The sequence below is a fragment of the Desulfosarcina ovata subsp. ovata genome, assembly GCF_009689005.1.
GTDB classification, from domain to species: domain Bacteria; phylum Desulfobacterota; class Desulfobacteria; order Desulfobacterales; family Desulfosarcinaceae; genus Desulfosarcina; species Desulfosarcina ovata.
Genome location: NZ_AP021879.1, coordinates 6,795,605 through 6,813,698 on the forward strand (window position 1 = coordinate 6,795,605; position 18,094 = coordinate 6,813,698).

Sequence of the window (18,094 nt, forward strand, 5' to 3'; positions counted from 1 at the left end):
GCCAGCTCTTACAGAAAACGGTGTAGAACCAAACGATTGGCACGCGTAGGAGCGGGCCGTGCCCGCGAAAAAATAAAAATCAATCCAAATACGGTCACCCTGTAAAAAAACGGGTGACGTCTTGAAAATGGGGAGTAAATCCTTTAAAATAAAAAACTTTTTTATTGCATTGAATTTTTTGCCGTGAAAGCAGGGTCCGTCCGATGACCAGAGAAACGATCGAAACCCATGATCAGGTTCTCCTGAAAAAAATAAGAGATATTGTCGATCGTAAAGAAAAGAAAATAGAGGTGGTCCGACCGCTCTGGAAATCCCCCAAAATCTGGCTGCCGGCAATCGCTTTGGCCGTGGTCATTGCCGGATTGACAATTTTCGAAAGGGAGCCGTCCCGCCGCCGGTTGCCGCCGTCATCGGTTGCCGCCGGTATTGATCGTGACCTCTCCCAGCTCGCGCCGGCGCCGGCCGTGCCGACCCCGGCCACCCGGGTGGCGCCGGTTGCCCCGTCCGCCGGGCCCGAGGAAACCGCCGCTGCCCCAACCCCGACCTCCGGTGATTCCGTCGATACCGTGCCGGTTGAGGAGAGTAAGGTGGTTCCGTCTGAGGTGGATACGCCCACCAATCGTGAAACAACAACCATACCGGCTTCCCATCCAGGGGCGCTGGACACGGACCGCCGGCCGTCCCCCGTCCGGATTGCCGCGCTGGCCACCTGCACCGACGTGCTAAACCGGCAGTGCGTATCTCCGCAAAACACGTTTTCCCTCAACGATGGATCCATGCCGGTGGTCTGGATGAATGTGCTGTCCGACGCCCAGCCCTTTACCCTGACCCATGTTTACTTCCATGATGGCGAAAAGTATTCCGAGATCCCGTTGGCCATCCGTTTTCCCCGAATGCGGACATGGAGCCGTGTCACCTTGAGGCGGCCGAGTCAGGCGGGGCGCTGGCGGGTCGAGGTGATGACCGAGGCGGGTGAGACAATTGGTCAGATTGAATTCACCGTGGTTCCCTGACTCAAAGCACTTCGCTATGCGTAGGGTGTAAAGGGGCGTAGGGTCATCAGACAACCCAGACCGTAAATTTATCGCCCCCATAAACAACTTTATGGCCGACTCTGCCCATAAAAAAGGCCTCAACTTTCGAAAGCCCCCTCCGTCCGACAACGATTGTGCTGTAACCGCCTTCTTCTGTTTCTTTTAAGATTTCCAAGGATCGGCTATGGGCACCGGTGATGATTTTTTCGGATATTTTTCCAGAGTCGAACCCGGACAACAAAAGCGTATCTTTCGTAGCCTGCAACAGTCGGGCTGTTTTTAATTTAAAGGCTTCAATGCAATTATCAGGCATTCCAACTTCTGGAAATTCGGGTGCATTTACCTCAGGAAATTTAAAAGCCATTGATCCCAGACCTATAATTGCATGAAATATACATGCCTCATATCCATGGCCGCCTAACAATGAGCCAATAAATTCAACTGCTTTTCTCGAAGATGGCGACGCATCTACGGCCAATAAAATTTTTTTATTGGTGGGAACCTGACCTACGATGATGATTGGAATAAATGCTATAGATTGTAATAATTTTACAGCAACACTGCCTAAGATGATCCTTCTCAGCGCACCCAGCCCCCGCCTTCGCATAATGACTGCGCTGTAGTCGTTTTTTGCTTCCTCAATAATGTCCCGGGCAACCCCATCTTTCCTGAGATGGAGTTTGATTTCAATTGACTGTTGCGGGACTCCTCCCTTTGTCAAAATCTTTTTCGCCCGTTCCAGGTACCACCAGATTGCGGCTTTTTGTTCCGCTTCCTGATTTTGCAGTTGACTGACCGCATCAATACAGGTTGGGGCCTGCTCCAATTCGCGAAATTCTTCCGGCCTGCCATCGAAAACGTGAAACAGAACGATCCGCATATTCTCATCAACGGGCATAAAATCCTTAATGTAGTTGACCGTTTGTATGGACCGTTCGGAACCATCAACCAACACCAGCGATTTTTTTTGGATTGTCACGTTCGATTCTCCAGGTTATGAATTGATGAAAGGTTATTGTAACAATTATCCTGATTATAACGGATTTTGGGGAGTTTGATTCCAATAAGCCGAACATACAGTGGCCTATCCCCCGACAAAAACACAACATGTTGATATTATTGAAGATTTGAGTCTAGACTTTTTACTAATAATTTTATATAGTTAGAGACACATCCCGCCAAAGGAGGTCTCTAACTATATGGGAATAGCAGATACAAGATCCGCTAACCGAAACAACAGAATCATATGTTTGCCCTTTTCTCAAGGCAATTATGAATGCAACATACTCAACCCGGTTGATTTCAGAACTTCCGTAAACAAAAGGATCGAACTGTTTCCGGAATTATTCCCGGCTGAAATCGAAAATGGATATCGGATGAAGGATCTTTATTACTCAAAAAAACAATCCATATGGATCCGTCGAATTAAAATATCCGGTGTTGCTTACACCATTCGTCCTTCATTTGTACTGCCATACCTCGTTGGATTTGTTGACGAAATCGAAGATGCAATGTTTTTTAGAAAGTTCGACATACCATTTTGGGCCATAAGTCGTGTTTTCGGAAAAGATCCCATGTATTGGTATCGAATCGAACAATCTATCGGGCGAAACAGCATTGTCGGAACAACTGTCCGAAATCCTCAAGATGTTCCCGAACATCTTGCCGCTGATGAAAAGCATACTCGAATTTTAGGTGAAAAAACGTATGTGGCCACGACAGTTGGTGATGGCTGTATTCTCGGTGCAGCCGTTGCCAAAGACGCCGGAGAACAAGCGTTAACAGATGCGTATCAAGTGTACAAACAAGAGGCCCAGTGTATAAAGCCGGAATATTCACCGGAAACCGTGAATATGGACGGCTGGAAAGCCACCCGAAATGCGTGGCAATTCCTCTTCCCGGCAGTAGTTATCATTTGCTGTTTTCTTCATGTGTTTATCAAAATTCGTGACCGTGCCAAAAAGAAATACCGAGATATTTTTGAAAACGCCGCATCAAAGCTATGGGAGTGTTATCGCGCTGAAAGTAAGGCATCGTTTTCCCAAAGAATAAGAAGGTTGTACGAATGGTGCGAAAAGAATGCTGTGCCATCCGTTATCATAGATCCCATAACGAAGTTACGGAAAAACATTGCCGCCTATCGTGTTGCCTACGATCATCCTAAAGCACACCGAACCAGTAACATGGTTGACCGGTTGATGCAAAGAATGGATCGCCACCTGTACAGTACCCAATATTTTCATGGATCGATGGATGCAGCGCAGTTGAGTATTCGAGGATGGACGCTCATCAATAATTTTTCACCATACAATCCTCGAACGGTTAAGTTGCACAATGGATTTAAAAGTCCGGCGGAACAGCTAAACCAATTCAGATATCACAACAACTGGTTGCAAAACTTGTACGTTTCGGCTTCTTTGGGTGGGTACCGGAGACCTCCCCAAAATCCGATATAATCAGCAATTATCCAAGATATTTTCTCAACGCTATTTATCGCCTCCACCCAATACCGCGTAAAGATTCACCTGGTTGGCAACCCTGGTCAACTGGAGTGAGATAAGGGTCTGCTGCTGCGAATAGAGCGACCGGTGCGCGTCTAACACGCTGAGATAATCGTCAATGCCTAATGTGTAACGTTTATTTGAAAGGCGATAGGTCTCTGAGGATGCACCCACAAGGGCTTTTTGCGCCGCTACCTGCTGATCAATGGTACCCCGGACGGCAAGGGCATCGGCCACCTCTTTGAAGGCGGCTTGGATGGTTTTCTCATACTCCTTGAGGACGATTTTTCGGTCCGCCTTGCTGATCCGCAGCGCGGCCCAGATGCGGGCGTCAAAAATCGGCATGACGATCTGTGGTGCAAAGTTCCAGGTGTCCGCTTTGGAGCCGAACAATCCGGAGAGCTCATCACTTGCCGTTCCCACAGAGGTCGTCAGGGAGATACGGGGGAAGAAGGCGGCTCGTGCTGCGCCGATATAGGCATAAGCCCCCTTGAGGCGGTGTTCCGCCGCTACAATATCGGGCCGGTTCAAAAGCGTTTCAGAAGAGATCCCCGAAGAGATTTCTTGAGCTGGCGCAACACTACTGAGGTCGGCGGGTAACATCTCTTCGGGTACCGGTGCGCCCGCCAGAAGGTTCAACGCGTTTTGGTCCTGTGCCTCTAATTGAGTATAGCGGTGAACATCCCTTTGCGCCGCATCCACCTGGGTTTGTGCACGACGCAAATCAATCTCGGTCGATAGCCCGAATTGACAGCTTTTTAGAATGAGATCATAGGACGTCTGCTGGCTTTCAAGGGTAGATCGGGCCAGCTTGAGGTTTTCCCTGTCCGCAGCAAGCGTCAGATAGGCCCTGGCAACTTCGGATATCAGCATGATTTGTGTGCTACGGCGAGCTTGCTCCGTAGCCATGTATGCTTCCAGCGCCTGATCTTTCAGGCTTCGTAACCGTCCGAAGAAATCGATTTCCCAAGAAGCGATGCCCAGATCGACGCTGTACTGCTCCACGGTTCTCGGATCCCCGGGGTCTATCAGATCGTCTGAACGGCGTTGTTTGCTCCATGCTCCGGATGTATCGAGCGCAGGCAGCAGTTCCGCCCGTTGAATACCGTATTGTGCGCGCGCTTTTTCCACGTTTAAGGCGGCTATTTGCAGATCACGGTTGTTGTTCAAGGCGGTTTCAATAATTTTTCTTAGACAATATGGTTGAACGTTAACCAAGACGGCAATAAAAAGGCCTGCCAAACCTTGAAAACGTGGGTTATAGTGAGCGGTCCGTAAAAAACCTAACTACAGAGCCAAAATCAAGGAGGCAGGCCATGAACAAGATAGTAAAGTATGTTGGTTTAGATGTCCACAAAGATTCGATTACCATTGCTATCGCCGATGAAGGACGTGACGGAAACGTTCGAGTGTATGGAAAAATCAGCAACGACCTGGGGCAGATTGATAACGTCATGCGAAAACTGATTTCACAAAACGCCGAATTGCATTGTGTTTATGAAGCAGGTCCATGCGGATATCCAATCTACAGGCATTTAACAAGCAAGGGAATCGATTGCGTTGTCGTTGCTCCGGCGCTGATCCCCAAAAAAACCGGTGATCGGGTTAAAAACGATCGCCGAGATGCAACCCACCTGGCGACGCTCCACCGTTCCGGAGAACTGACGCCGGTGTATGTCCCCGATCAGGCCGATGAAGCACTTCGTGACCTGGTACGTGCACGAAAAGACATCCAAATATCGCTCCGCAAAGTCAAACAACAGATCAATGCCTTTTTATTGCGACAAGGGATCAATTATCCAGGTAAAAGCAAATGGAGTAAAGCGCATTTAAATTGGCTGGCGGATCTGAAGATGCCGCATCCGGCCCAGCACATTGCCCTTACCGAATACCTGGACGCCATGGGAGACCATGAGGCCCGCGTTAAGCGCATCGAAAAAGCGATTGAGCAATGTTGCCAAACCAGTCGATTGCTTCCGGTTATCGAGGCTCTGCAAGCGCTCAGGGGGATTTCTTTGCTCAGCGCGGTGACCGTCGTCGCTGAACTGGGGGATCTGAGCCGTTTCGATACGCCGGCACAGCTGATGGCCTATTTGGGTCTGATCCCATCGGAGCATTCAAGCGGTGGCACCATCAAAAAAGGCCCCATTACCAAAACCGGCAATACCCATGCCCGCAGGACGTTGATCGAATCGGCTCAGGCCTATCGTATGCCGGCCCGGAAAAGTAAGGCGATCCGTAAACGCCAGGAAGGCTTGCCGGACGATGTTTTGGATATTGCCTGGAATGCACAGCTACGACTATGCCACCGCTACCGCAGGTTGATTGCAAAGGGCAAAAACCATAACGTGGTCATCACCGCGATTGCACGCGAGTTGGCCGGTTTCATCTGGGCCATTGCCCGGGCTGTTCCAATCGTGGCCGCTGAAAGATGATTTGTTATAGCGTGGAAACCCAGGCCTATCAAGGCCAAGCCCTAAAGGGTGCTCCCTAAGGTCGCAGCCTTGACAGCCCTGACTTTCCACGCTGGGTGGGAATTAGCGACGGCGAGAGAAGCGCGACTGTTGCTCCGGCTCAAGAAGCTGGATAAGTACTTCTCTATAATCGATGATGCAAATAGAAAAAGAACTTATTGATTTTAAAAATGCTCAAGAAAGGATCGGCTTTATCAAAGAACAAATATAGCCATCGAGCTTTTGGATAGGGGCGCGGTCGCGGTTTGGAGAACCCTCGAAAAAGCTATCGGAATAGGCCTTCAGGCCGAAACTCCCGTCTTTAGACCGAGGCAGCTCCACGACGAAGCCTAGTCAGGCGGTATCCAATCCGCGAATATCAGAGTGCTCTACCGTCGTTATTGCAGACCCCGCCTCTATCCAAACGCTCGATGAAAATTATTGGCCCAAGTTTTTTGGGTATGGATAGGTTTTTCTCTTGACAAGTGTTCAACCATATCAGCTTTTGGTCGGTAAAGAAGTCTTGCCAGCTCAACTCCCGGGCTGTCGGTATTCCGGATATGGTTTGTGCGTTCTTGTAGGCCTCGCCCTGCGGCCACGTATCTGGGATTGGGGCCTGGGGTTGTTGGTATTTGGGTGCCAGGGAACAGCCGCCCAGGAAAACGAGGACGCCCATAACAAGCAGTGTTTTTCTCATCATTTTAACGAACCTCCTGGGGCGCGGTGGCATCCGTATGCTGTTCTGAGGCGGCTTTTTTCCCTTTGAACAGTCGTGATACGAAGACAAAAAATATAGGGATAAAAATGAGATCGATGAAAGTGGCGGAGAGCATCCCGCCGCAAACGGCCGTACCGATGGCATTCATCGCGCCAGCGCCGGCGCCGGTGGCGATGGCCAGCGGCAAAACACCGAAAAAGAATGCCAGGGAGGTCATCATCACCGGTCGGAACCGTGTTTTTGCGGCGCCAAGGGTTGCATCGACAAGGCGTTCTCCGTGTCCCATGCGCTCCTTGATAAACTGAATGATCAGAATGGCGTTTTTTGTCGAAAGGCCAAGCGTGGTTAAAAAACCGATCTGGAAGTAAATATCGCTGGGCAGCCCGCGTAGCGATGTGGCCAGTATCGCGCCGAATACACCCAAAGGCAGCATCAACAGATTGACAAAAGGGATGGTCCAGCTTTCATACAGGGCTGCCACGCAAAGAAAGATAACAAAAACGGAAAAGGCATAAAGGATGGGCCCCTGGGCTGTTGCCAGCCGCTCTTGATAGGACAGGCCGGTCCAATCGTAGCCGATCCCCTGGGGCAACTTGGCAGCGATTTCCTCCATGGCGGCCATTGCCTCACCGGAACTTTTTCCCGGCGCCGGCTCGCCCCAGATGTTGAGGGACGGAAAGGCATTGTAGCGTTCAAGCATTGGCGATCCGAACGTCCACCGACCGGAGGCGAAGGCGGAAAAGGGGGCCATATCGCCCTCGCTGTTACGCACATAGAGTTTTTCCAAATCCTTGGGCAGCATTCGATAGGGAATATCCGCCTGAACATAGACCCGTTTGACCCGGCCGGCCTGGATAAAATCGTTGACATAGGCACTGCCAAAGGCGGCCTCGATGGTATTGTGGATGGACGAGATGGGAAGCCCCATGGCCCCCGCCTTATCCCAGTCCACATCGATCCGGTATTCAGGCACATCTTCCATGCCGTTGGGCCGGACCCTGATCAATCGCGGATCACGGGCCGCCATATCAAGGAGTTGGTTGCGGGCCTCCATCAATTTTGCGTGGCCCAGGCCGCCGCGGTCCTGCAGTTGAAAATCGAAGCCGGTGGCATTGCCCAGTTCGATCACGGGGGGCGGTGAAAAGGCGAATATCCGGGCTTCAATTATTTTTGGAAAGAACTCCATTGCCCTGCCAATGATGGCCTCAATCTTCAAGTCCGGCCGTTTGCGCAGTTCCCAGTCTTTGAGCTTTAAAAATGCGATTCCCACGTTTTGCGCCTGACCGGAAAAACTGACACCCGCCACCGACGCGAAGGACTCCACACAGTCTGTCTCATGTGTAAGAAAATAATCCTTGATTTTATCCATGACCTTCTGGGTCTTTTCTATGGTCGAACCGGACGGTAGTGTCGTCTGAACCATCAGAACCCCCTGATCTTCATCCGGGAGATAAGAACTCGTCATCCGTTGAAACAGGAAACCCACCGTCGCTACGATCAAGATGTAAATCATCAGGTAGCGCAATGTTTTTGAAAATGACCGACCCACGATTCCCACATAAAAATTCCTGACTTTTAGAAAACTCCTGTCGAACCACCTGAAAAATGGGCGCAGAAACAAAACCGCATTGTCTGAAGAGTGATGACCGGGCGGTATGGGTTTAAGAAACGATGCACAAAGCACCGGGGTCAGGATCAGGGCCACAACCACCGAAAGCAACATGGATGCGATGATGGTAACGGAAAACTGGCGATAAAGAACCCCGGTGGAACCTTGAAAAAAGGCCATGGGGCCGAAGACCGCCGAGAGCACCAGACCGATGCCGATCAACGCGCTGGTGATTTCGTCCATGGACTTGGCCGTGGCTTCCCTTGGCGGGAGCCCCTCCTCGGCCATGATCCGCTCCACGTTTTCAACCACCACGATGGCGTCATCCACCAGCAGGCCGATGGACAGCACCATGGCGAACATGGTCAGCATGTTGATGGAAAATCCGAAAAATCCAAGAACCGCAAAGGTTCCCAGCAATACCACCGGCACCGCAATGGTTGGGATGAGGGTGGCCCGGATGTTGCCCATGAAAAGATACATGATGATAAAGACCAGAAGGATTGCCTCGAACAGGGTTTTGACCACCTCGTTAATGGCCACCATAGTAAAAGGCGTGGTGTCGTAGGGGTAGATCACCTTCATGCCCGGAGGAAAATAACGGCTCATCTCCTTGAGTTTTTTCTTGACGTTATTGGCCGTTTCCAGGGCATTGGCGCCGACCTCCTGGCGGATGGCCATGGCTGCGGCGGCCTTGCCATTGTAGTTGGCCACAATGTCGTAGCGTTCGGTGCCCAGCTCCGTGCGGCCGATATCCCTGACGCGAACCACCGATCCATCGGTATCGGTACGGATGGGGATTGCGGCGAATTCCTCCGGGGTCTGGAGCAGATGCTGAACGACAATGGCGATATTCAGGCGCTGCCCCTCGCGGGCTGGCGCCCCGCCGAACTGACCGGCGGAAACTTCGACATTGTAATCCTGAAGCGCCAGGATTACATCTTCGATGGTCAGTTTATAATTGGTCAGCTTGTCGGGATTGACCCAGACCCGAATGGCATATTGGGAACCGAAATTTTCGACTTCACCCACCCCCGGTACCCGGGACAGGATCTTTTCCAGATTGGACTGGGCGTAGTCCCGCAAATCCACCCCGTTCATGCTCCCGTCCTCCGAGACCAGCCCAACGACCATTAAATAGTTTCGGGTGGATTTGCTGACATCGGCTCCCTGGCTCTGGACCACATCGGGCAGGCTGCTCATGGCGAGCTGCAGCTTGTTCTGCACCTTGGACCAGGCAAGATCCGGATCGGTTCCCGGAGCGAAGGTCAGCTCAATGCGGGATGCGCCGGAGGACGAACTGGCGCCGGAGAGATAGAGCATATTGCCCAAACCGGTCATCTTCTGCTCAATAATTTGGGTCACGGTATTTTCAACGGTCTCCGCCGAGGCGCCGGGATAATACGCATCAATGGCGATGGACGGAGGAGCGACAGACGGATTCTGCGATATGGGCAGGTTGTAGATCGCCAGTATGCCGACGGTCATGATGATGATGGCAATCACCCAGGCAAAAACAGGGCGCTTCAGAAAGAATCGTGATAACATCATGCACCTCCCGGCTGTGAATCGGATTCGGACGCAGACCCGGGTTCGGATGTCTCTTCATCAAAAGGGATAACCTTTACCGTTGTACCGGGCTGTAACATCAGCATCCCCTCGACAATTACCCGATCCCCGGGGGTAAGGCCCGACGAGACCAGCCACTTGTCACCAATGGCACGGTCAAGGGTTAGTATGCGCGACTCGACTTTGTTTTCCGCATCGACAATCAACGCGGTCGGATTGCCCTTGTGATCCCGTGATACTCCCTGTTGGGGGATAAGCATGGCCTGTTGTTTGACGCCTTCTTTGACCACCGCTCGAACGAACATGCCTGGCAGGAGAACACCGTCGGGATTGGGGACAACCACCCGCAAGATGACGGAGCCGGTGGACGGATTCACCGTTACTTCGCTAAACTGCAGTATCCCCTCTTGTGGGTAAACCGTGTCGTCTTCCAGGATGATCTTGACCGTTTGCTGATCCGCTCCATCCTGGTCGAGATGCCCGTCTTTCACTCGTTTTTTTAGACGCAGCAATTCGGTGGTGGATTGCGGAACATCTACATAAATGGGATCGAGCTGTTGAATGGTAGCCATTGCCGCCGCTTGATAAGCTGTCAGTATGGCACCCTCTGTTACATTGGACCTTCCGATACGACCGGAAATGGGGGCGGTGATGTCGGTGTATCCCAAGTTGATACGCGCCGTTTTCAACGCCGCTTGCGCCTGCTCGTTGGTCGCCTCGGCGGCCGCCACCGATTCACGCCTGCTTTCCACCTGTGCCTCGGCAGCCCGCAGTGCGGCTTCGGCCGTCTTGGCCTCGGTCACGTATTGGTCGCGTTGGATCGTGGAGACCACCTTTTCTTTATATGACGCTTCATATCGTTGCCGATTCGCTTGGGCGAGTTCCAGGGTGGCTTGCACTCGCGCCACATCGGCGATACTCGCTTTCAATGCCGCGCGTGCCTGGTCGGCGGTTTTTCGCATGGCCGATAGATTTCCCGCGGCATTGTCGACGGACGCCCGAAAGGGGGCGGGGTCGATCCGGTAGAGCACCTGGCCGGCCTTGACATCGGAGCCTTCCGTAAACAGGCGCTTCTGAAGCAGACCGCTGACCTGGGGCCGGATTTCGGCACTGCGGTAAGCTGACGTACGGCCCGGCAATTCAGTGGTCAGCATGACCTTTTGAAATTGCACCGTCACGGCGGCTACTTCAGGAACAGACGGCGGTGGCGGGGTTTCTTGTTGGAGGTCGCAACTGACGGTAAAAAAAATAAACGGCAGAATTTTTGCCAGGAAGGCCATGGGGATCATCTGATTGAAACGCAACATCGGTGTTATTTTTTCCTCCTGTTGACGAACTTAACTATGTGTTTAATTCGCTGAGTTTGTCTTGCATGTAACTTCAGTTTCCATCTGAATCGCTTCAACGTGTCTTCTCATTATCGAACAGAGTGAATTCATATTCCCACGTGGTATGGTAGATCTGCCCGAATTCTGAAAATGCGGCAGCCAGTTGAAGCCCCAATGGACTCTTGCCCCCTTGTTGCTTTTCGTCATGCCAGGTAATGATGATGGTTAGATCGCTTGCCAAGGTATGATTTCGAAAGATCCTCGCACTTTTCAACTGGTCTATTCTCTTGGGTAAAGAAAGCTGTTTAAAGGCCACCAAGGCTTGTGCTTTGTCCTGATGTGAATGGGACCGCAATTGAATAATTTCAATCCAATCCATAAGCGCTCATTTCCGGCAAAGGGTTTGGGTTTTTCATTCGTTCCATAATCCTTATAGCCAAGACCGTGCCATTTTAATTTTATTATAATATTAGTTAGTTATATAAATTCTAAAACTTTTGGCTGTTGTATTAAAAAGTTTTCTGTTATATAAAATAGCTCGATGTTATTTTTCTACCATATTTGATAGCCACGATCTTGGGAGAACTTGAAAATGGTGGATGAAAACGAATTCTTTCGGCGGGCGACCTTAAGAATTTCCAGCAGCCTGAAGAGCGAGACGGCTTTGCAGAGGGCGATGACCTACCTGCAACAACACATGCCGGTTTCCGGTATCTTCTTCGCGCTATACGATCCCAACCTGAATATCGGACGGTTGCTGGCCTTTATATGGCCACCCGGTATCGATAGGCCGAAGCGAACCTTTGTGTTTCCTAAGGAGTATTGGGGGTGGATGAAGAATTGGTGGGATAATCAAGAAAGGATACGGATTATAAATGATATCAGCAAAGAAGAAAAACCTTTGCAGCAAGCTTTTGCCGCCATGTGGCCAAATGACACTTCTCATATAACCATGGGTTTGCGGCTGGAGGAAATGCAACTTGGCATTCTGGCGATCTTCGCGGAAGGTAAAAACCGTTATAACGAATCCCATGCCCATCTGATATCCCTGCTTCACGAGCCGTTCGCCATTGCCATTTCCAATATTTTGCAGCACCAGGAAATATTGCGACTCAAGGATATTTTGGCCGACGATAACAGCTACCTTCGGCAGGAACTGATGGAGATAACCGGAAAAACCATCATCGGAGCGAACTTCGGCATGCGGGGTGTGATGGAAATGGTTTCACAGGTAGCGCCTTTGAACAGCCCGGTACTCCTGTTGGGTGAAGCCGGCGTAGGCAAAGAGATCATCGCCAACGCCATTCATTACTCATCAAAACGCAAAAACGACCCTTATATTCGTGTGAATTGTGGTGCCATCCCGGAAAATCTCATCGACAGCGAGTTGTTCGGTCATGAAAAAGGCGCCTTTACCGGTGCGATTTCAAGCAAACGAGGACGTTTTGAACGCGCCAACCATGGAACTATCTTTCTCGATGAGATAGGAGAACTGCCACCTGCCGCCCAGGTTCGGCTGCTACGCGTCCTTCAGCAACATGAAATCGAAAGGGTGGGGGGGAGCGAGGTCATTCCTGTGGATGTGCGCGTCATCAGCGCAACCCACCAGAATCTGGAATTAATGACCCAATCCAGAAAATTTCGCGAAGATTTACTGTACCGGCTGAATGTTTTTCCGATAATGATCCCACCGCTTCGCCATCGCACTGATGATATTCCGGCTCTGGTCAGCCACTTTTTAGAGCATAAGTCACGGGAATTGGGCATAGAACAAATGCCGTCAATAACACGGGAGGCCATCGAGCAGCTTCAGGCCTATCATTGGCCGGGAAATGTTCGGGAACTGGAAAATTTCGTGGAACGCGCACTGATACAAACCAAAACGGGAAAGCCCGTCGAAGCGATATCTTTCTCCAGATTGGCCAGTACATCTGTTGATCACACAATAACACCGTCTGACCAAACCGATGAATCCATCCTGCCGATGAATGACGTCATAGCCATGCACATTAAAAAGGCCTTGGCCCAAACCCGTGGAAAAGTTGAAGGCATAGACGGTGCGGCCAATTTGTTAAAGATTCATCCCAGTACATTGCGCGGACGTATGCGAAAACTGGGTATCCCCTATGGGAGGCATCGGTAAGTGACAGGAATCGCCTTAGGATCGGGGATGAAATGAATTGACCGTAATTGCGCCGGGCTTGTGTTCGTCTTCAAGGCGCATCGAGGGTTGCATACCGGGAGTATGTGGCCGTTGATGCAACGCGGAAGACGGGCGCAAGAACAAGCAATTTCGTTTAATTAATAAAATTCCCGATCCTTAACCCCACGCAAGGCGCCATGCCCATGATCGACACCTCTTTTCCCGATATCGTTTTCTATGCCGCCATCATCGGCTTCGCCGGTATGATCCACGGCAGCCTCGGCATTGGCTTTCCCATGGTCGCCACCCCGCTCCTGGCGCTGGTGACCGACGTGCGCACGGCCATCCTGATGCTGGTGCTGCCCACGGCGGCAATCAATGTGGCCAACATCCTCAAGGGCGGGCGGTGGGGCCGCAGCCTTGCCGTCTACTGGCCGTTGGCGCTTTACGGCATGATCGGCAGTTTCCTGGGCACCAGGCTGCTGATTGTGTTTCCCGCCGAGCTGTTCCGGCCGGTGCTGGCCGTCATGCTGGTGCTTTATCTCAATGCCGAGCGCCTGGGTGTCGGATTCGCCTGGATTCCGCGCCATCCGCGCGTTGCCTTTGCCGTTTTCGGTCTGGCGGCCGGCGTTTTGGCCGGAACGGTCAATGTCATGCTGCCGGCCCTGATCATCGTTGCCCTGGAAATGCGCATGTCCAAGACCGTGATGATTCAGGTGTTCAATTTCTGTTTTCTGACCGGTAAGCTCACCCAGGGGGCGGTTTTTGCCCATGCGGGGCTGATGACCGCCGGCGTATGGTCCGTGTCGATCCCCCTGGCTCTTCTGGGACTGACGGTGATGCTGCTGGGCATGCGACTGCGTGACCGGATGGCCACGGCCACGTACCGGCGCTGGTTGCGCTGGCTGCTGGCGCTGCTGGCAGGCCTGTTGATCCTCCAATCCCTGATGGCGTGGTAAAGGCCCGTGTATATTATTGTTCGCGTTTCTCTATAACGCTCCAGTGAGGGACCCCTCGCTCCCATGCTCTTGCGTGGGAGCGCAAGTTGTTTTGTACCTGATTAGGTGAGATTCCCACGTAGGGGCGAGGGAACCGGACAGCTGGCGCTTTATAGAGAACCGCATTATTTTTTTTCGGGATCGGGAACCTGAATCATCAGCGTCTCACCTTTGGCGCGGATTTTGCCGTCGGCGGAAACGGTGACATCCACCCACACCTTGCGGCCACTGATCTCACGAACCTTGGCGCGCAATTCGACGGTGTCCACGGGTGTGGGCGCCAGATAGTCGACCTTGATGGAAGCGGTCACAAACCGTTCCAGGGGTTGGGTTTCCGGATCGATTCCCTTTTCACGGGCCTGTGCCGCAGAGGCCGTTCCGGCGGCGTGGCAGTCGATCAGCGAGGCGATCAGGCCGCCATAGAGAATGTCGGAAAATCCGCCGGTATGGTAGCTGCGCGGGCTGAAGTGGCAGACACTCTCTTCCCCATCCCAGTAGCTTTTGATTTTTAGCCCGTGGTCGTTAAGCCTGCCGCATCCATAACAGTGCGCGTAATTGTCCGGGTAGTAATCCTGAAATGCCTTGAGAGTCATTTTGTCGTTTTCCCTTTCGTGGCAGCATTGAAAAACCGTTTTCGATGTGTTGCCGGTAGAGTGGCCGTTGTGGCCGTGCGTACGCGGTTCACAGCAAGTCGTCGCCCAATACACGTTATCCTGTTTTGCCATCGGCGACGATGTTTTTCAAGCCCCCCTATTGAGGATGATGGCCAAACAACACTTTCTTTGTGGAGCACCGCGACAGTTATCACGTGGCCATCCTCTCCACTTGACACATCGGCCATCCCTTCATTACATTTCGGATCGCTCAACCCATTTGAACAGCCCCGTGTTGCCTGAATTGACAAATGGCAAAGCCCCATGTATCAACGCATTTGAATAAGGCAACATCGAAAAAACGATAAGGAACGATCCCATGTCCGAATCCCGGATGGAGGCCCTGGCGCGTGAAGGGTGGACCCGAAAGTTCACGGCCAACGAACCGAGACTGAGCGAAGCTGTGGCCCTGTATGAGGAAACCGGCTACGAAGTGCACCTGGAACCCTTCGTGACCGATGCGAAGCCTTCCGATTTTCCCTTGGTGGGCACCTCCTGCACCTCCTGTTACGAAGGATCAGAAAATCAGTACAAAATCATTTTCACACGGAAAAAAGCCGACAGCAAGGTAGCACCCGACGAGTTGTTCGATTAATCGAGCCCCAACTCCTTTTTAACGGCCTCGGCACAATGGGGGCAATAGGTGGAGGTGGGAGCGACGCCGGTTTTTTCCCCGGCGAATTTTTCGATGGATACCCATGACCCCCCACCCGGTTCGTGGCCGCTGTCGTCCCGTATCTTCTTGCAAACGCAGCATATGGGCAAAATCTTTTCTTACAACTTGAGTTTTCGGGCCGCTTCCAATCGGTCGAAGCAGCGCGACACGCGGATCCTCATCTCATCGGGCTCGCAAGGCTTGAGCATGTAATCGTCGGCATCCAGTCGCAATGCACCGATGGCCGACCCCATGTCTCCGTATCCGGTGAGGATCAGCACCATTGTCTCCCGATTTTTTTCTTTGGCGGCCTTGAGGCCCCCGATACCGTCGATACGGTCCATGACCAGATCCGTGATCACCAGATCGAAGTGGATCATCTCCAACAAGGCCACGGCCCGCTCGCCACTGTCTGCCGTGGTAACCTCACACCCTTCTCCGGCCAGATCTTAAGTGACTTCAGGTCGCTCATTAAAGGGTGGGGCACCAAGCTGGTTGCTTAATTGGTGCGGTTTTATAGCGAAAAACAGGCCCATTTTTCGGCCTAAAATCGATGTATTCGATGCCGAAAAGGACGGTTTAAGTATGTAGGTCAGGTTGCGCTGTCATACCGGTTTGCCACAATCGGACATCAGTGGGCGGGGTGAACCACCCGTTTTGCTGAACTGGAAAGATCAATGATTAAATCGTCACCCTAGTTCTTGGTTCTTTTGGAAAAAACCGTTTAAAATCGGCACAGGGGAGTGTTGTCTCAAAAAATGGTCAGAAAAAGGGTTGCAAAAATTCTGGTTCACTATCTGTTTCTCATCAAATTTTCGTTTTCCATAGGATGACTGAATGTATCTGTAATTCTTGCTCTCGGAGCTCAGCCACATAGTCAAGGCAATTACCGGAGTCACTATACGATAGGATAATGTCTTGATTTTCAGCAAAAATCTTGTTGACATGGCGTGGTTTTAGATATGAGTATATTCTGAAAACGAAAAGTGGAAAATTTTTGTGTCAATTTTCAATACTGTTCGGCACAGTCATTGATAAGAGTATTGAGCAATAACTTTGGCGATATTCACATCAAATATTTCTAACAAATTATTTTTTACTGCTAATAACCAGTGAAGACCAATTTTATAAAACTGTTTTAATTTTTCTCCAAGAAGAGTTACTAACCCGCAAACATATGGTCTTTTTGCATTTGAATTGGAGCATGAAGATGAAGTTAGCAAGGTTTCGTTCTTATTATTTTCTTCAGATTCATGCTCATCTTTTTCATTTTCTCTGCTTATTATTTCCGTATCTTGTTTGAATGATAATAACAATAGATAAGCAATCATATACAAGTAGAATTGTATCTGTACGCCATGAGGAGATTGGCTCATTAAGTGAATTCCCTTGAAGGTTCTTTTTATGAAGCGAAAAAAAAGTTCCACTTGCCACCTGTAAGCGTAAAGCATTATAATTTCGTAAGTTGTCAAATCATTTCTGTTTGTGATCAAAATGTAGTTTTCGCCCATAGCCGTAAAGCTAACAATACGATAACTTGCTTTGTTTTCATCGCTATTGAATATTATATTTGAATCTGTGATGTCACTGAAAAATTTCAAGAATGTATCCGGTACGGTGGCAGTGAGACACTCTTTTACAGTGTACGTCATATTCGACTTTCCGCGAATAATAAAAAATGCATTGCTGTCGGATATCTGCTTGAACAGATTGAAAGCGATATAGCCTCGATCACAGACATATGTAATGCCTTCGCGAAGAATTTGCTTAACAAATTCTTTTTCGGAAAAGTTACCTTCCGTACTGATAAATTCGGTTGGAATCATTCGGTTGAGTTCAAAAGATAAATGCATTTTGATCGCATTAGCGGTTTTCTTGTAACAAGCCCATGCCATATTGGAAATGGCCGGAAAAAGCGAACCATCTACAATTAGCATTTTTCCAAGATGACTGATTTCCGGAATTTTATGCAAATCCAATTCTTTTACCAACTGATGGAATATATCTTTAAATATTTCTGGGGGATAACGATTAAACGCTTCATTATACATAGACTTCGATGCGACGACCAATCCTAATGCCTTAGCAGTTGGTGATGTTTTGATCTCAGTGACGATTTGTCCAACGCTTTTAATTCTGGTTATTATTCCAAAAAGCAAATTTGTGGTGAACGATGATAATGAAAGCTTGTAAGTGTCCAAATCATTATGGAGACTATTTTGAGTAACCTCAATCAATGGTAGCACCGGTGATAGAATTGTTTGAAAAACATTTTTGTCGATGTGTTCGCTCATGGAGACCTCCTGGTTAATTAATTGTACCCACCATGATTAAAACACAAAGCGATCTTTTTGTCCAGCGCTATTTTTTATTTTAATAACAAGATGTTACGGCAATATGTATGCCGAACGGTATTGGTCAATTTTCCACTTT

The 18,094-nt window shown here is 50.3% G+C and carries 16 protein-coding genes; 6 read left to right on the top strand and 10 right to left on the bottom strand.

Annotated features, from left to right (window positions below; all coding sequences use genetic code 11):
* Positions 1-203: 203 nt before the first annotated feature.
* On the top strand, positions 204-1,013 hold the full coding sequence (locus GN112_RS29825; RefSeq protein WP_155313486.1) for a DUF2914 domain-containing protein: 810 nt from the start codon (positions 204-206) through the stop codon (positions 1,011-1,013).
* Between the two features lie 46 nt (positions 1,014-1,059).
* Here GN112_RS29825 and GN112_RS29830 read toward each other — a convergent pair whose 3' ends face one another.
* Positions 1,060-2,013 carry a universal stress protein gene (locus GN112_RS29830; RefSeq protein WP_155313487.1) on the bottom strand — a complete coding sequence of 318 codons (954 nt, stop codon included), beginning with the start codon at positions 2,011-2,013 and terminating at the stop codon, positions 1,060-1,062.
* Between the two features lie 220 nt (positions 2,014-2,233).
* Here GN112_RS29830 and GN112_RS34665 point away from each other — a divergent pair, with 220 nt between their 5' ends.
* Positions 2,234-3,490: a hypothetical protein gene (locus GN112_RS34665; protein WP_231716904.1), complete on the top strand. Its 1,257-nt coding sequence runs from the start codon at positions 2,234-2,236 to the stop codon at positions 3,488-3,490.
* 30 nt (positions 3,491-3,520) lie between these two features.
* Here GN112_RS34665 and GN112_RS29840 read toward each other — a convergent pair whose 3' ends face one another.
* Positions 3,521-4,777, bottom strand: a complete 1,257-nt coding sequence (locus GN112_RS29840; RefSeq protein ID WP_155313488.1) for an efflux transporter outer membrane subunit — start codon at positions 4,775-4,777, stop codon at positions 3,521-3,523.
* A 74-nt stretch (positions 4,778-4,851) separates the two neighbouring features.
* Here GN112_RS29840 and GN112_RS29845 point away from each other — a divergent pair, with 74 nt between their 5' ends.
* Positions 4,852-5,970 (top strand): IS110 family RNA-guided transposase, encoded by a 1,119-nt coding sequence (locus tag GN112_RS29845; protein ID WP_155310363.1) that lies wholly within the window; start codon positions 4,852-4,854, stop codon positions 5,968-5,970.
* Positions 5,971-6,367: 397 nt separating this feature from the next.
* On the opposite strand, the gene GN112_RS33890 is transcribed toward GN112_RS29845, so the two are convergent.
* The 4 genes from GN112_RS33890 to GN112_RS29865 all read right to left on the bottom strand — a co-directional run bounded on the left by GN112_RS33890 (position 6,368) and on the right by GN112_RS29865 (position 11,591).
* Entirely contained in the window at positions 6,368-6,688 is a 321-nt protein-coding gene (locus tag GN112_RS33890; RefSeq protein WP_176603548.1) for a hypothetical protein, read from the bottom strand.
* 1 nt (position 6,689) lies between these two features.
* The gene (locus GN112_RS29855; protein WP_155314452.1) at positions 6,690-9,863 is read right to left on the bottom strand and encodes an efflux RND transporter permease subunit; all 3,174 of its coding nucleotides are present in this window, start codon (positions 9,861-9,863) and stop codon (positions 6,690-6,692) included.
* Positions 9,863-11,191 (bottom strand): efflux RND transporter periplasmic adaptor subunit, encoded by a 1,329-nt coding sequence (locus GN112_RS29860; protein ID WP_155313489.1) that lies wholly within the window; start codon positions 11,189-11,191, stop codon positions 9,863-9,865. The genes GN112_RS29855 and GN112_RS29860 overlap by 1 nt, the downstream gene beginning before the upstream one ends.
* Positions 11,192-11,285: 94 nt before the next feature.
* On the bottom strand, positions 11,286-11,591 hold the full coding sequence (locus GN112_RS29865; RefSeq protein WP_155313490.1) for a hypothetical protein: 306 nt from the start codon (positions 11,589-11,591) through the stop codon (positions 11,286-11,288).
* A 213-nt stretch (positions 11,592-11,804) separates the two neighbouring features.
* Between GN112_RS29865 and GN112_RS29870 the strand changes: the two genes are divergently transcribed.
* Positions 11,805-13,355, top strand: coding sequence for a sigma-54-dependent Fis family transcriptional regulator (locus tag GN112_RS29870; protein WP_155313491.1), 1,551 nt, complete (start codon positions 11,805-11,807; stop codon positions 13,353-13,355).
* Between the two features lie 203 nt (positions 13,356-13,558).
* Positions 13,559-14,314 (top strand): sulfite exporter TauE/SafE family protein, encoded by a 756-nt coding sequence (locus tag GN112_RS29875; protein WP_162459176.1) that lies wholly within the window; start codon positions 13,559-13,561, stop codon positions 14,312-14,314.
* A gap of 164 nt (positions 14,315-14,478) precedes the next feature.
* Here GN112_RS29875 and GN112_RS29880 read toward each other — a convergent pair whose 3' ends face one another.
* Positions 14,479-14,946: a PaaI family thioesterase gene (locus GN112_RS29880; RefSeq protein WP_155313493.1), complete on the bottom strand. Its 468-nt coding sequence runs from the start codon at positions 14,944-14,946 to the stop codon at positions 14,479-14,481.
* A gap of 379 nt (positions 14,947-15,325) precedes the next feature.
* Here GN112_RS29880 and GN112_RS29885 point away from each other — a divergent pair, with 379 nt between their 5' ends.
* Positions 15,326-15,601, top strand: coding sequence for a hypothetical protein (locus tag GN112_RS29885; RefSeq protein WP_155313494.1), 276 nt, complete (start codon positions 15,326-15,328; stop codon positions 15,599-15,601).
* On the opposite strand, the gene GN112_RS29890 is transcribed toward GN112_RS29885, so the two are convergent.
* The 3 genes from GN112_RS29890 to GN112_RS29900 form a co-directional block, all read right to left on the bottom strand.
* Positions 15,598-15,771, bottom strand: coding sequence for a hypothetical protein (locus GN112_RS29890; RefSeq protein WP_155313495.1), 174 nt, complete (start codon positions 15,769-15,771; stop codon positions 15,598-15,600). The genes GN112_RS29885 and GN112_RS29890 overlap by 4 nt on opposite strands.
* Positions 15,772-15,780: 9 nt before the next feature.
* Positions 15,781-16,107: a response regulator gene (locus GN112_RS29895; RefSeq protein ID WP_155313496.1), complete on the bottom strand. Its 327-nt coding sequence runs from the start codon at positions 16,105-16,107 to the stop codon at positions 15,781-15,783.
* Between the two features lie 582 nt (positions 16,108-16,689).
* Positions 16,690-17,955: an IS4 family transposase gene (locus GN112_RS29900; RefSeq protein ID WP_155309288.1), complete on the bottom strand. Its 1,266-nt coding sequence runs from the start codon at positions 17,953-17,955 to the stop codon at positions 16,690-16,692.
* Positions 17,956-18,094 lie beyond the last annotated feature (139 nt).